This window comes from Saccharopolyspora antibiotica, assembly GCF_047200635.1.
Taxonomy (GTDB): domain Bacteria; phylum Actinomycetota; class Actinomycetes; order Mycobacteriales; family Pseudonocardiaceae; genus Saccharopolyspora_C.
The window spans coordinates 186,719-202,118 of sequence record NZ_JBJZOI010000004.1 but is presented as its reverse complement, the minus strand read 5'-3'; the positions used below and the strand labels follow the sequence as shown (position 1 = coordinate 202,118).

Sequence of the window (15,400 nt, the reverse complement as noted above, 5' to 3'; positions counted from 1 at the left end):
TCACTCCACCGCGGCAGCGGTGCGCAGCACGCGGGCCAGCGACAGGCTCAGCAGCAGGCAGCCGAGGAGCGCGGCCGTCAGGCAGGACTCCGCGACCGCGAAGGCGGCGCTGTAGGACCGCGCGTCGGTGCGCCCGCCGAGGGCCGCGAACAGCACCAGGCCGAAGCCGGCCACCCCGGAGGCCGAACCGAGCTGCATCGACGAGCTGACCAAGCTGGAGATCTGCCCGGCCCACCGGCGCTGGACGCCCATCATCAGCACCCTGGTCAGCGAGGACAGCACCAGCCCGTGCCCGATCCCGGCGACCACCAACCCGATCACGAGCGGGGCGCCGGGTCCGTTCGAGGTGGCCAGCGCGGCGACCTGCGCCCCGAATCCGGCCGCGATCACGGCGAATCCGACGGTGACGGCGTACCGGCCGGTCAGCGCGACCAGCCGGGGGACCACCAGCGGCCCCACGATGAATCCCGCGGAGAACGGCAGGAACAGCATCGCGGCGTCGACCGCGCTCCACCCCAGGCCCTCCTGCAGGTACAGGCCGAAGCCGAGGAAGAAGATGCTGTCGGTGTAGAACCAGAACGCCAGCAGCAACCCGCGCCAGACGACGGGACCGCGGATCAGCTCGACGTCGACCAGCGGCCGCACCGAGGTCCGGTTCCGCTGGAACCGCACGAACCACCAGCCCAGCGGGACGGCGGCCAGCAGGCAGGCGAAGGTCCACCAGGGCCAGCCCAGCGATCGTCCCAGGGACAGCGGGACGATCACCAGTCCGATGAGCAGGCACAGGCTCACCGCCCCGGCGAGGTCGACGGAACCGTCGCGGTCGCCGAAGTTCTCCCGCGCCCAGGCGCGGGCTCCCGCGAGGGCGAGCAGGCCGACGGGCACGTTGATCCAGAAGATCGCGCGCCAGCCGAGTCCGAGCACGTCGGCTTCCAGCAGCAGCCCGCCGCCGACCTGCCCGACGATGGCGCCGAGCCCGAACACGAAGCCGTAGGCCGCGATCACCCTGGTCTGGTGGCGCACGGCGAGCGCCGCGCGGAAGGTCGCCAGCACCTGCGGCAGGAACATCGCCACCGCGATCCCCTGGGCGAAGCGCCCCGCGATGAGCGCGTAGGCGTTCGTCGCCAGCCCGCAGCCGACGGAGGCCAGCACGAATCCGGTGAGGCCCAGCAGGAACAGCCTCCTGCGCCCGAACCGGTCGCCCAGCCGTCCGCCGGGGATCAACCCGAGCGCGTACGGAACCGCGTAGGCGGAGATGACGAATTGCAGCTGCCAGCCCTCGGCCGCCAGGTCGGCCCTGATGGCCGGCAGCGTGAGGTTGACGATGAAGTAGTCGATCGGGGCGAGCAGCGCTCCGATCAGCAGCGGGCCGATCGCGAGCAGGTCCTGCCGGGACTCCGCCGCGGTCCGGCCGGTGTCGGTCTCAAGCACGGGTGAGGTCCGTCCAGTGCTCGGTGACGTACTCCTCGCACTCGGCCCGGCTCGCGGGCCCGAACACCTGGTGCCACCCGTCGGGGCCCGGGAGGGCGCCGGGCCACAACGAGTGCTGCGCGCGATCGTTGCGCAGCACGGCGAACGAGGCCGACTCGTCGTCGAAGGGGCTGGTCACGGAAGTACCTCCTGATCGGTGGGTTCGTCGGTGAGGTGCGCGCGCAGGACACCGGCGAGGGTCGCGGCGGCCTCGGGCCGCAGCAGCTCGCGGTGCGGGGCGTCCAGGTGCGCGGTGCGCGGCTCGATCCCGGTGAGATTCCGCCAGCCCGCTGCGTCGGCGCGCGGGTCGGCCGTGTCGAGCGAGGAAGCGTAGGTCACCGCCACCGGGGCGGGCTCGGCTCGATGGCGCTCGACCAGCACCTCGTGCACCCGGGCGACCGGGGCCAGCAGGGCTTCCTCGCCGTCCTCGCGGGCCCGTTCCAGCGCCGTCGGCAACCCTTCGGGCCACGGCGGCACCGGCCCGGTGAACGGGGCGATGTCGAGCACGGTCAACGAACCTACCGCGTGTCCGCGAGCCAGCAGCAACCGAGCGACCTCGTAGGCGAGCACGCCGCCGAACGACCACCCCACCAAGTGAAACGGCCCGTCCGGCCGCGCCGCGAGCACGTCGTCGAGGTGTGCGGCCGCGACCTCCTCGACGGTGCCGGGCACGGCTCCGCCGGACAGCATCGGGGAGTGGAACGCCAGCACCGCGACGTCCTCGCCCAGGGCGCGGGCGAGTTCGGCGAAGTGCCAGCCGATTCCTTCCTTCGGGTAGAAGCAGAACACCCGCCGCGCGGCGCCTCCGTGGAACTCCAGCAGTCGCCGCCGGTCGTCGCCGCGTTCGGCGAGGACGTCGAGCATCCCGCGCACGGTGCGCCCCGCGAAGACGTCGGCGGGTTCGACCGCGAGTCCGCGCCGTCGTGCCAGCGCGCACAGCCGCAGGGCCGAGACGCTGTTGCCGCCGAGGGCGAAGAAGTCGTCGGTCACCCCGGCCTCGACGCCGAGCGAGTCGGAGAGGACGGCGAGCAGCGTCGCCTGGTCCGCGGTCGCCGCCCGGACGGCTCCGGCACCGCCACCGGGATCGAAGGGCAGGGCGGCCCGGTCCACCTTCCCGTTGGGGGTCAGCGGGAACGAGTCCAGCACGACGATCGCCGCGGGCACCATGTACTCGGGCAGCGCGGCCCGCAGGTGCGCCCTGAGCTCGTCGCTTCCCCGGCTCGCGGTGAGCACCGCGAAGGCCACCAGGACCTGCGCCCCGGAGGCGTCCTCCCGGACGACGACCTCGGCCGCCTCGACGGCCTCGTGGGCGAGCAGCCGCGCCCGGACCTCGCCGAGCTCGATGCGGTGGCCGCGCAGCTTCACCTGCCCGTCGTCGCGACCGACGAAGTGGATCTCCCCGGCTGTCGTCCAGCTGACGAGGTCGCCGGTCCGGTAGAACCGGGATCCGGGTTCGTCGTGCGGATCCGCGACGTAGCGCGCTGCGGTGAGGTCCGGCCGCCGCCAGTAGCCGCGGGCCAGCCCGGCGCCGGAGATGTGCAGCTCCCCCACCGCGCCCGGAGGCACCGGTCGAAGGTGCCGGTCCAGGACGTGCAGCCGCGCGTCGTGCACCGGCCGTCCGAGCGCCGGGGATCCACCGGGGTGCAACCGGTGCGCGGTGCACCAGACCGTCGTCTCGGTGGGCCCGTAGACGTTCCACGCGGAGTCCGCGATCTCGACCAGGTAGTCCGCGAGGTCCTCGGTGAGCGCTTCCCCGCCGCACAGCGCCGTGATGCCGGGCGGCGCGGTCCAGCCGTACTCGCGCAGCAGCTGCCACATCGTCGGCGTCCCCTCGACGAGGGTGGGCCGCCAGCGGTGGATCAGTTCACCGAGCACGTCGGGCTGGGCGGTGACCCCGGCGGGCAGCAGCACGACCCGGGCGCCGCGCAGCAACGGCAGCAGGATCTCCATCCCGGAGATGTCGAACGCGATCGGGGCGGTGGCGAGCACGACGTCGTCCTCCGCCGTGCCCAGCACGTCCGCCATGCCGAGCAGGAAGCTCGCCAGCGAGCGGTGCGTGATCTCGACGCCCTTGGGCGCTCCGGTCGAACCTGAGGTGTAGATGACGTAAGCCGTGGAGTCCGGGCCGACGGCCCGCGGTGGCCGGGTGCCGGACTCCGCGCCCGTGAGGTCGACGACCTGGTCGGCCACCGAGTCCGGTAACAGCTCGTGCCCGGTGTCGGCGACGACGAGCCGGGGTCCGGCCTGACCGAGGACGTGGGCGATCCGGTCCGGCGGGTGGGCCGGGTCGAGCGGCAGGTACGCCGCGCCCGCCGACATCACTCCGAGCAGCGACGCGACCAGATCGCCGGTGCGATCGAGCAGCAGCGCCACCAGGTCCCCGGGCCGGACGCCGCGATGCCGCAGCAGGTTCCCGATCGCCTCCGCCCGGCTCAGCAACTGCCCGTAGGTGAGGGATTCCGCGTCGGAGAGCACGGCGATCCGGTCCGGTTCGGCGAGCGCGCGGCGGCGGACGCGGTCGAACACCGTGTCGTCTCCGACGTCGGCGGGCCGGGGGGCGCAGGCCACCTCGTAGGCCGCGCGCTCCGCGGGCAGCCTCAGGTCGCCCGCGAACGCGGCGGAACCGGGATCCGCCAGCAGCGCCTCCAGCACGAGGCGGAACCTCTCGGCCAGCGCGCTGATCGTGCCCGGGTCGAACAGCGCGGTCGGGTACTCCACGGTCGCGGAGATCTCCGCGTCCCGGGGGACGAAGTCGAAGACGAGGTCGAACCGCGCCCGGCCGGAGTCCACCGGGACCGGGGTCGCCTCGACCCCCGGTAGCTCCAGGTGCTCGGCCTCGGCGTCCTGGAAGGTCGACAGCACCTGGTAGACGGGGTGGTGGCTCAGCGAGCGCTCCGGGTTGAGGGCGTTGACCACGGACTCGAACGGCAGGTCCTGGTGCTGGTAAGCGCTCAGGCTCAGCTCGGCGACCTGGGCGAGCAGCTCGGCGAACGTCGGATGACCGCGCAGGTCCAGCCGCAGCACGACGGTGTTGGCGAAGTTGCCGATCGCCTCGTGCAGCGCGGGATCGTCCCGCCCGGACACGGCGATCCCGATCGGCACGTCGGTCGCGCCGCTCAGCCGCGCCAGCAGCACCCCGAGCGCCGTTTGCAGCAGCATGAACGGGGTGCAGTCGTGTTCGCGGGCCGCGCGGTCGATGCGCCGCGCGGTGTCCGCGCCGAGCACGAAGCGGTGCGATGCTCCGCGCTCGTCGAACTCCGGCGGGCGGGGCCGGTCGGTCGGCAGCCGCAGCAGCGGGGCGAGGTCGGCGAGCCGCCCGCGCCAGTACCGGGTCTGCTCCCGGCGCAGCGCGGTGGGCTCGCTCTCGGTGCCGAGCAGCACCTGCCGCCAGGCCAGGTAGTCGGCGTAGCGAGTCCCTCGCTCCGGGTCGGCACCGGCGTAGCAGGCGGCGAGCCGGTGCAGGATCGGCCGGAGCGACCAGCCGTCGACGACGATGTGGTGGAAGACCAGCAGTGCGCGCACCCGGTCAGCACCGCAGCGCAGGAGGAACAGGCGACTCGGGACCTGCGCGTCGAGCTGGAACGGCCGCGCGGTGAGCCGGGCGGTGGCCTCCTCGACCGACTCGCCCGGGGCGGGGGCCCGCTCCTCGACGATCTCGTCGAGCGCGTCGGCCGGCAGCACCTCCTGCACCGGATCCCCGCGCTCGTCCACGAGGAAGCGGCTGCGCAGGACGTCCGTTCCCGCCACCAGGCGCCGGAACGCCGCGGCGAGCCGACCGGTGTCGACCTCGCCGGAGAGGTCGAAGCACACCGGCACGTTGTAGGTCGAGGAGGCGCCCGCGAGGCGGGCGTTGAACCACAGGCTGCGCTGCGCGGCCGACAGCGGGTACCGCGCCGGGGCCGCTCCGGTCCGCGCGAGCGGCGGCCGGGCCCGCGGCGCCTCCGCCGCGATGCGCGCGAGCTCGGCGAGCGCGGTGGCGCCGAGCACGTCCTTCACCGAGACCTCCACCCCGAGCTCGGTGCGCAGCCGGTTCACCACCCGGGCCGCGGACAGCGAATCCCCGCCCACCTCCAGGAAGCCGTCCGCCGGGGACACCACCGGCGACCCGAGCACGTCGGCGACGAGGCGCACGAGCACCGTCTCCTGCTCGGTGGCGGGCGCGGGTGCCGAGTCGGGGCCCGGGCGGTGCCGGTCGAGGAGGGCCCGCTTGTCCAGCTTCCCGTTCGCGGTCAGCGGGAACTCGTCCACCACCACGACCGCGGAGGGCACCAGGTGGTGCGGGAGCCGCCGACCGAGCCACTCCCGGATCGCGTTCCCCCGGCGGCGCCGCGCCGGGCCGGAGCGCATCGGTTCGCTGGTCAGCGGTTCCCCGTCGGCCACGGCGGGCGGGGTGCGCTCCCAGCGCACCCGGCCGGGGCGGCAGAGCACGAGGTCGAAGCGGGCCGGGTCCTGCGCGTTCCAGGTCGCGGTCGCCGCGAAGCCGAGCCGGGTCCCGAGCTCGCACAGCTCGGCGGGGTCGTAGCCGCCGACCTCCGCGCGAGGCGGCCAGTCCCCGTCACCGTCCAGCGCGGCCAGCCACCGGGCGCCGCGCGCGACGCGCCGGTTCGGCACCCCGCGCACCCGCACTTCGCTCCGCGTCCCGGCCAGGGCCTCCCGCAACCCGGCCAGGTCGGAGCACTCGGACCCCCAGTCGAGCTCGGCGAGCTCCCCGTCGGGGCCACCGCCGGATCCGGCGCGGCGCAGCACCACGTCGTAGCGATAGGCGCTGAGCTCGTTGTCCGCGTTCTCGGCCTTGACGCGGACCCGCACCCCGGTGAGGTCGTGGTCCGGGCCGAGCAGCCGCGCGAAGAACCTCGGATCGACCAGCAGTTCACCGTCCCGATCCAGCTCGGCCGCCACCAGCCGCCGCGCCCGCCTCGCGGTCAACGCCTCCGCGTCGTGGCGCAAGCCCACCACCTCGGCGGCGAAGTGCCGGTGCAGCACCAGGTTCCGCACGTCGCCGACGAAGAGCCGGCCGCCCGGCGCCAGCAGCCGCGCCGCTCCGGCGAGCACGCGCTCCAGGTACGCCGAGCTCGGGAAGTACTGCACCACGGAGTTGAGCACCACGACGTCGAAGGCGCCCTGCGGCAGGCCGGAGAAGTCGTGCGCCGGGCGGTGCAGCACGCGGACCTCACCGGGGCCGTCGGCGAAGCGCGCGCGGAGGTTCGCCACGGCCGACTCGGACAGGTCGGTGGCCCAGTACCGGGAGCACTTCGGGGCGATCTCCCCCAGCAGCAGGCCGCTTCCCGCCCCGATCTCCAGGACGCGATCCGGTTCGAGCTCCAGGATCCGGTCGACGGTGCTGGCCCGCCACCGCCGCATCTCCGCGAGCGGGATCGGCCGCTGGTCCCAGCTGCGGTTCCAGCCGACGAACGCGCCCGCCTCGTCCGCGGACGCCAGGTCGTCGTAGGTGTCCTGGTAGACCTCCCGCCACCGGTCCACCTGCTCGGTCTCGCCCGGTGCCGAGCCGTCGAGCTCGCCGGGTGAGACGTAGGCGACCAGCGAGGCTCCGGCACCCGGCAGGTCCTGCTTGAGCACCGCCGCGCGGTCCACGTCCGGGTGCTCGCCGAGCGCGCGCTCCACCTCACCCGGTTCGATGCGGAAACCGCGCACCTTGAGCTGGTCGTCGGACCGGCCGACGTAGTCCAACCCGCCGTCGTGGCGCAGCCGCGCCAGGTCGCCGGACCGGTACATCCGCTCACCGGGGGCGAAGGGGCAGGCGACGAAGCGATCCGCCGTCAGCGCGGGCTTGTTCAGGTACCCGATCGCGACCCCGGCGCCCGAGACGTGGATCTCGCCGATCTCGCCGGGAGCGACCGGCGCGAGCCGCTCGTCCAGGACGTGCACCGCCAGGTGCGGCAGCGCTCGGCCGATCCCGCTGGCCGAGGCCGTCTCGACGTCCTCGGCGGTGACGGTCCGCAGCGTGGTGTGCACGGTGGTCTCGGTGATGCCGTACATGTTCGCGAAGGTCGTCGCCGGGCCCACCGCGTCGTGCCAGCCGCGCAGCAGCGCGAAGTCCAGCGGCTCCCCTCCGAAGATCACGTGGCGCGGCGCCGGGCGTTCGTCCGGGTGCGCCGCCGCCGTCTCGCTCAGCAGCGCGAACGACGACGGGGTCTGGTTGAGCACCGTGACGCGCTCGCGACGCAGCAGCCGCAGGAAGTCGGCCGGTGAGCTGCTCACCCGGTACGGCACCACCACGATCCGCCCGCCGGTGAGCAGCGGACCCCAGATCTCCCAGACCGAGAAGTCGAAGCACTGGGAGTGGAAGAACGTCCACACGTCCTCGGGGCCGAAGTCGAAGTGCTCCCCGGTGCGGTCCACCAGCTCGGTCACGCTGGCGTGGGCCACCAGCACGCCCTTGGGGTCGCCGGTGGAACCGGACGTGTAGATGACGTACGCCGCCTCCCCCGCCTGCTCCCCCGGTCGGGGTTCGTCCCCCTCGGCGAGGAGTTCGCCGAGCCGCGCGGCCGGGGCGTCCGGCAGCAGCGCCGCGCTCTCGTCGTCGACGACCACGCAGCTCGGCCGGGCGTCGGCCAGGAAGTACCGCAGCCGCTCCGCCGGGTAGGCGGGGTCCATCGGCAGGTAGGTCGCACCGGCCCGGAGCACACCCACCATGCAGGCGATGAGCTCGGCGGACTTCGGCAGCGCCAACCCCACGACGTCCCCGCCGCGCACCCCCCGCGCAGCCAGCCCGCGCGCGATCACCGCCGAGCGCTCCTCCAGTTCGCCGTAGCTGACGTGCCGCTCGCCGTCGACCACGGCCACGGCCTCCGGCCGGATCCCGGCGAGCTCCGCGAACCGCTCCTCCAGCCTCCGAGCGAGGTTCTTCGACATGACGGCACCAGCCCTTCCGGAATTCCGACCTCGTTCCGGCCGGCACGTACTGGTCGACGGAGACGGACGCGGCCGGGACCACCGACCGATCAGAGCAAAAAGAGGCGACATCCCGGGAAACAGCGCCCGGAACAATCTCCTCGCATCCTCGTCCCAATTCATTCGCGCACGATCGAGAAACCCCGGAACGCGAACGGACAAGGAGCGCACCGCCAGACGCGCCCGGCTCAGTTCAATCGTGGTTCGACATCATCGGACTACGGCCTGAACAGCTGCTTCCGGGAGCCCGCGGGCAGCGGACGCGCCGGAACCTCGCCAGCTCCACCGCGCCAGAGGCGGCCCGAGCTCCTCGTTCACGCTGTTCGATGATCACCGTAGCCAGGGCGCCACGATCGCGCAACAGACCGGCAACATCTCGGAAACCCTGCTCGCGGAAATCATTCACGACGACGCAGGTCACCGCCAACAACTCGATTTCGCCGGATCCCAAGTTAGCTCGAAGGGACCATTCAACGACCAGATCCCCGAATGATCCGGAGAGCCGCGAGCAATTCTTCACCTCGCGGGAACGAAGTGCGCGTCCACTTCTCGGCGCAATCGCGATCCGCTGTTCGATTCAACCGATTGGTCGGCACACCACGCGAGCACATTCGATTCTGGGGAAAGAACTGGATTCGTGCCCGCGCGGCGGGCTCGCCCGCGCTGGTCCGGTGGCACCGCGGAGCGCTCGCGCGTTCGGCCGCGCTCGCTGCGCCCGACGCGCCCACCGGCGGCGCCCCGCCCGGTCAGCGGTCCCCGCCCGCGACGGGCCCCGGGACGCGCGAACGGCCGGCCCGCGAGGTGCGGACCGGCCGTCGTGCGCCGTCGGATCAGCGGATGGCGTTGAGGGTGAGGGTGAACACCTCGGGGTCGCCGGCGTTGACCTTGCCGCTGTGGTCCTCGCCCGCGTTCGAGCTCACGTCGTCGTAGGCGAACGCGTAGCCCTTGCCGTCGGGCAGGTTCTCGTGCACCACGCGGGCGTAGTGGTTGGTGACCTCGTTCTGGTAGAAGGTCTCCGGGTCCTCCTCGTGGGGCTGGTTCGGATTGATCAGCAGCGTGGTGCGGTTGAAAGCGGCCGCGAGGCGCGGCACGATCGCCAGGCGCTCCTGGGAGTCGCTGTCGGGGTTGTTCGCGAACGGGCCGCTGTTGCAGCCCCAGATGTCGACCGACACCGGCTTCTCGAACCGCTCCGAACCGAAGACGAGCTCCTCGCCCTCGACCTTGCCCTCGAGGACGCCGAGGTCGTCGCGCTGGGTGTCGATGAACAGGCTCTCGCCCGCGTACTTGGCGTAGACCTCGTCCACGTAGGGCTCCAGGTAGCCCTCGAAGTCGGCGGCGCGGTGGTTCGGGTTGAGCACCCGGACGACCTTGCCGTCCGCCTCCTGGACGAGACCGCCCCAGTTGCCGCCCTGGTCGCGGAGGCCCTGGGCGACCTTGTCCATGCCACCGGTGGGCATCCCGGGGACCTCCTGGTCCCCGCTGGAGGCCTTCAGCGCCAGCGAGATCGGCGCCGCGACGAAGTCGACGTAGCTGATGTTCGCGTAGAGCTGCTCGGAGTTGAGGGTGAACTCGGCGAAGGTCCAGTCCTTCCCGTAGTTCGAGTCCTCCTCGGACACGAAGTTCGGGTGCACGACGGAGGTCGTGCCGTCGGCCGCCTTGACGACCTGGAAGTCGAGCTTGTCGTCGGTCACGAAGTAGACCCGCGCGCCGTACATGCGCGGGACGGTGACCTCGACGCTGCCGTCGACCGGGATCGCCGGGTCCTCACCCAGCGGCTCCGGCTCGGCGCCACCCGCCTCGGGGAAGTACGAGGTGCCGTCGGGGCGGATGAACACGGCCTTCTTCTCCGCGTCCGAGAACCCGGCGATGTAGGCGTGGGCGGTGGCACCGGAGTTGTTCTGCAGCACGAACTTCAGGTTTTCCGGGGCCGCCGACGCGAACGGGGCGCTGATGGCCTGGGCCCAGAACGGGGTGCTCAGGGCCGCAGCGGAATACCCGAGAAACCGCCGACGAGAAACCATGGGGCTTACCTCCAGGAAGAACGGGGCCGCCTCGGAAGGCGGCTGATCCTCTCGTGATCGATCCCGAGAGTGTGCCGGTCTAGACCTGCCCATAAATACCCCCAAAAGGAGTCTAATCACCACCTCTGAACATGAATCAACGGAACCGCACACCGTCGCGGAAAATGCAAGCAACGGGCGACATCCAGCCACAAAACTGGGAAACGTCCTGACGGATCCCGCAAAACCAGTGCACAACGGGCCGCTGCCGCGAAAGATCAAACGAAAGTCGCATCCGGTTCTCACACCGAAGACTGCTCGCACGGCACCAGATCGCACGTACTCCAACATCCGGGGCCCGGGAACGGGCCGGATCTCCGGCAGCTCGGTGACTCGTCGGCCGGGCGGCCCGCCCTGGCGGTGCCGGCGCCGCTGGCGGAGCTGGGCGACCGCGCGCGGGCTGGAGGCGGGACGGCTGGTCCCAGCGGTCCTGAACCGCTCGGCTCCCGTGCTCGCGCGGCACGAGCGACGCGGCGCGCGGACGCCTGGGGCCGCGGCTGATCCGCGGTGAGGCGGCGAGGTTCGCCGCCCGTCCAGCCGGGCCCGGCGGCGGGGCGGGACGCGGCGGGGCGCCCGGGGCCGAGCCCCGGGGCGACCCGCTCAGCCGGCGGGGCGGCTCAACGCCCGTCGGGCGCGCGGACGTTCCAGCGGACGCCGCGGGCCCGCCTCCGCCGCGCCGGAGCGCGCGCTCAGCGCGCCGCGTAGGTGCTCACGAGCGCCTGCACCTCGTAGACGTCGACGCCCTTGCCGAACTGCTTCACGAACGGCTCGGCGGTGCCGGACAGCCAGATCTTCAGCTCGGCGTCGAGGTCGAAGGTTCCCGCGGTCTCCACCGAGAAGTGCGTGATGGCCCGGTACGGAATCGAGTGGTACTCGGTCTTGCGCCCCGTCACGCCCTGCTTGTCGATCATGATCAGCCGCCGGTCGGTGAACAGGAGCGAGTCCCGGATCAGCTGGTAGGCGGCCTGCACGACCTCGCCCTGCGCCAGCAGCCGCCCGTACTCCTGCGCCGCCGCCCGAGGATCGATCGCCGAAGCGTTGCCCATCATCCCGTCGAAGAGTCCCACGCGACCTACCCCCTGCGAATTCGCTTGCGTCTCAACCACAGTAGCGAAGATCCGCCGGGCCGCGCGGGGCCCGGGAGCGGGCCCCGCGGCGATCAGCGAGTGCTGCGGCGGTAGCTCAGCCGCCGCAGCAGGATCTCGGCCGGCCCGCGGAGACCCCGTCGGTCGAGCGCGTGCGCGAGCACCACGGTCAGCAGCCAGCTGGCGATTCCGACCAGCATCGCCGACCAGCTCGACAGGTGGGCACCCACCCCGAGGCCCCAAGCCGACAGCAGCGGTACGAAGATCACCGACTGCGCGAGGTAACCGCTGAGCGACCGCCGCCCCAACGACACCAGCGCCCGGGTCGGCAGCGACGGGCTCGTGCCGCGCACGGCGATGCGGTGCCCGATGAGGCCGAACAGCGCGGCGTAACCGACCCCGGCGAAGATCCCGGTGTAGAAGTGCGCGGTGCTCAACAGCATCGGGGAGAGCGCGTCGAGCACGCCCACGTGCGAGAGGCCGAGCAGCAGGCCCGTGCCCCAGCCGACCGCGATCCCGGCGATCGCCGTGCGGCGCAGCAGCGGCAGGTGCCGGGCGGGTTCCTCCAGCAGGCGGTGGCGCGAGGCCAGCAGGCCGAGCAGGAAGGCCGTCGGCAGCGCGAGCGTGGCCAGACCGGAGAGCACGGTCGGCGCCCAGGCGCCCAGCCGCAGCCCCACCGAGGTGAGGTAGTCGGGCTCGGCGACCACGAGGTGCTGGGCGTCCGTCGGCTGCGGCGGGGCCACCGGGAGCGCGGCCGCCGCGAGGCACGTGGCGGCGCCGACGGCGAGCAGGATCCCGATCCACACCTTCAGCGTGCGATCGCTGCGGCGCAGGAACAGCGGGACGAACAGCAGCCCCAGCAACCCGTAGGTGCCGAGGATGTCGCCCTGCCACAGCAGCGCGGCGTGCACCAGGCCGAAGACGAACATCCACAGGTGCCGGGTGCGCAGCAGCCCGCGCGCCTCGCGGTTCGAGGCGCCGCCGACCAGCTGCCGGGTGTGGAGCTGGCCGATGCCGTAGGCGAACAGGAACGCGAACATCGTGTGCGTGCGGGCATCGACCGCGGTGAGCGTGACGACCTGCGCGATCCGGTCCGCGAGCCCGCCCTCGGCGGGGTGCAGCAGCGCGTGGCCCAGGTCAGCGGTGTAGAGGAACCATGGCACGTGCGCCAACGCGATCAGCAGCAGCATCATGCCGCGCGCCAGGTCGGGGGCGAGCGCGCGCTCACCCAACGGGGTGGGTCGCCTCGGCGGCGCGGGCGCCTCGGACGGCGTCCGGGACGGGTCGGTCGCGGTGGACACGGAAGATCTCCTCTCGGGTGGCTGCGGAAGGTGCGTGAGACTCCGTGCCCCGGCGGCGGGCTCAAGCCCGAACCGCCCCGGTTCCGCCACGGGCCGGGGCGTTCTCCCGCGATTTCGCGGGAAATCGCGAACCCGCACCCGTTTCCGCAGTTCAGGTGTTGCGATGGCGTTGCGGGGCAGTGCGGGCTGTGCGGGATCACCGCGACCCCGGGGCCCGCCCGGGTCCGCGACCGTGCCGCGCGGGAGCGCGGCGGCCGGGGCTGAGCCCGGCAGGGGTGCCGTGCGGAAGGCCCCCGGTCTCCGGTGCCGCGCGGCCGGGAGGCCGGACGGGGGGCCGAGTGCTGCCCCGACCCGGGCGCCGCCGACGAGCGTGGGCTCCGGTACCCGGTCCGGGTCGGGTCGGACGCTTCCCCGGTGCCCGGCGCTGCTCGGGGTGGCGCGGGCGCCCACCTCGTCGTGGCCGGCGAGAGCGGTCCAGGGCGACTCCACCGAGGTGGCCCGGCCGGACCTGCCGGGCCCGCGCGGCGGCGCGGTCGTCCTCGCGGGTGCTCGACCGCCCCCGCGCGGCGTCGTTTCCGTCCGCGGACCGGACCGCGCGGGCGGAGTTCCGGTCGCGGCGGTCCGCCCGGTCAGGCTGCCCGCCGCGGGGCCGCGTCCGCCCGGCCTCCGAGGTGCTCGGCGAAGAAGCGATCGGTGGCGCGGAACATGGTCTCCAGGTTCTCCGGGTTGATGATGAAGTGCCCCTCGTCCTCGAAGAGGAGGTAGTCGACGTCGACCCCGCGGGCGTGCAGCGCCTCGACGATCTGGTCCGATTCGGCCTTCGGCACGCGGACGTCGTTGGCTCCCTGCACCACCATCAGGGGGGTGCGGATCTCGTCGACCCGGCTGATCGGCGAGCGCGCGATCATGTCCGCCTCCTGCTCCGGATCGGCGGGGTCGCCGACGTAGCGGTACCAGTTCGGCCCCAACCCGGGCTTGGCGAACTCGGGGAAGCTGCGCATCACCGTGGCCAGGTTCGAGACCCCGACGTACTCCACCGCCGCGGCGAAGCGATCGGGGGTGAAGGTGACGCCGACCAGCGTGGCGTAACCGCCGTAGGAGCCGCCGAAGATCCCGATCCGCTCCGGGTCGGCGTAGCCCTGGTCGATCGCCCAGTCCACCGCGTCGATGAGGTCGTCGTGCATGGCCCCGGCGAACTCGCCGATGGCGGCCTGCACGTGCGCCTTGCCGAATCCGGTGGAGCCGCGGAAGTTCACCTGCAGCACCGCGTAGCCTCGGTTCGCGAACAGCTGCACGGACCGGTCACCTCCCCAGACGTCGCGGGTCCACGGTCCACCGTGGACGACCAGGACCATCGGCAGCCGGGACGGCTCCACGCCGACCGGCAGCGTGAGGTACGACGGCAGCTCCAGCCCGTCCCGCGCGGTGATCGTGATCGGCGTGGTCGGCGACAGCGCGTCCGGGTCGAGGTGCGGTTGCGGGCGGAACAGCATCCTGCTCTCCCCGGTCTCGTGGTCGTAGAACCAGGTCACGCCGGGGTCGCGGTCGTGGGAGAACGACACGACCCAGCGGCGGCCCTCCCGGTCGTGCGAGATCGCCGACAGATCGCCGTCGGAGAGCTCCTCCAGCCTGGGCAGCACCTCGGCGAAGTGGGGGTCCAGCGCGTGCACGACCTGCCGCTGCCCCAGGTAGCGCACCCCGAGCAGCTCCCCCGTGCCGCGATGCCGGATCAGCGGCGGGGGCAGCTTGGTGAACACCTGCGCCCGCACGTCCAGGTCGAAGACCGGATGGCTGTCGACCTCGGTCTCCTCGCCGGTGGCGAGGTCGATCCGGGCGAGCCGGGTGCGGTCGGTCCCCCGGTTGGAGCCCACCCAGATCCCGCCGCGGTCCGGGGTGACGACGAACGGGTAGACGCCCAGCGGGTAGTCCCGGCCGTCGAAGGTGGTCACCAGGCGCGGCTCACCGCCCTCGATCGAGGTCTGGAAGATCTCGACGTCCCCCGCGGGGGTCATGCGGTCCACGAGCAGGGTGCCGTCGCCGACGTAGTGCCAGGCCCCCTCCCCGCTCGCCTCGCTCAGCGGGGTCAGCTCGCCGGTCGCGATGTCGATCTCGACGAGCTCGATCGAGATGCCCACCCGGCCGACGAGCTGCAGGATCGCGGTGCCCGGCCGCTCGGCGGGCAGTTGCAGGTCCACCACCCGGGCGCCGGGGAACGGGGTCAGGTCCACCGCCGCCGCCCCCGGGGAGTCGAGGTCGACCCGGAACACGTGCCAGTTCTCGTCCCCGCCGTCGTCCTGCAGGTACAGCAGCCAGCGCGGGTCGTCGGTCCAGCGGTAGTCCTGGACGGTGCGGACCTCGTCGGCGGTGACGCAGCGGGGCTCGGCTCCGGGCTCCAGGTCCTCGATCCAGACGTTGAGGCGGTTCTTCCACGGCGCCAGGAACGCCAGCCGCGTCCCGTCCGGGGAGATCGACGCCCCGGCGCGCTCCGGGGGCCGCAGGAGGTCCTCGACCGGGATCAGCTCGGGCAGTGCCACGGGGTGTCTCCTTCGTGCTCGTCGATGTCGTCGAGCAC

General features: G+C 72.9%; 7 protein-coding genes. All 7 read right to left on the bottom strand.

Annotated elements, in window-relative coordinates:
* Positions 1 to 1,431 carry an MFS transporter gene (locus ACL03H_RS04155; protein WP_412809718.1) on the bottom strand — a complete coding sequence of 477 codons (1,431 nt, stop codon included), beginning with the start codon at positions 1,429 to 1,431 and terminating at the stop codon, positions 1 to 3.
* Positions 1,424 to 1,609 (bottom strand): MbtH family protein, encoded by a 186-nt coding sequence (locus ACL03H_RS04150; RefSeq protein WP_412809717.1) that lies wholly within the window; start codon positions 1,607 to 1,609, stop codon positions 1,424 to 1,426. The genes ACL03H_RS04155 and ACL03H_RS04150 overlap by 8 nt, the downstream gene beginning before the upstream one ends.
* A complete protein-coding gene (locus tag ACL03H_RS04145) occupies positions 1,606 to 8,343 on the bottom strand; it encodes an amino acid adenylation domain-containing protein (protein ID WP_412809716.1) in 6,738 nt (2,245 codons plus the stop codon). Before ACL03H_RS04145 ends, ACL03H_RS04150 begins: the two co-directional genes overlap by 4 nt.
* Positions 8,344 to 9,212: 869 nt before the next feature.
* Positions 9,213 to 10,403: a glycoside hydrolase family 64 protein gene (locus ACL03H_RS04140; protein ID WP_412809715.1), complete on the bottom strand. Its 1,191-nt coding sequence runs from the start codon at positions 10,401 to 10,403 to the stop codon at positions 9,213 to 9,215.
* A 728-nt stretch (positions 10,404 to 11,131) separates the two neighbouring features.
* Positions 11,132 to 11,509, bottom strand: a complete 378-nt coding sequence (locus ACL03H_RS04135) for a PH domain-containing protein (RefSeq protein WP_412809714.1) — start codon at positions 11,507 to 11,509, stop codon at positions 11,132 to 11,134.
* Positions 11,510 to 11,601: 92 nt separating this feature from the next.
* Positions 11,602 to 12,828 (bottom strand): DUF418 domain-containing protein, encoded by a 1,227-nt coding sequence (locus ACL03H_RS04130; RefSeq protein ID WP_412809713.1) that lies wholly within the window; start codon positions 12,826 to 12,828, stop codon positions 11,602 to 11,604.
* 629 nt (positions 12,829 to 13,457) lie between these two features.
* Positions 13,458 to 15,362, bottom strand: a complete 1,905-nt coding sequence (locus ACL03H_RS04125; protein WP_412809712.1) for a S9 family peptidase — start codon at positions 15,360 to 15,362, stop codon at positions 13,458 to 13,460.
* Positions 15,363 to 15,400 lie beyond the last annotated feature (38 nt).

Bases quoted from the DNA above. Each gene is read 5' to 3' on its own strand.
- ACL03H_RS04145 (WP_412809716.1), bottom strand. From the start codon at position 8,343: ATGTCGAAGAACCTCGCTCGGAGGCTGGAGGAGCGGTTCGCGGAGCTC.
- ACL03H_RS04140 (WP_412809715.1), bottom strand. From the start codon at position 10,403: ATGGTTTCTCGTCGGCGGTTTCTCGGGTATTCCGCTGCGGCCCTGAGC.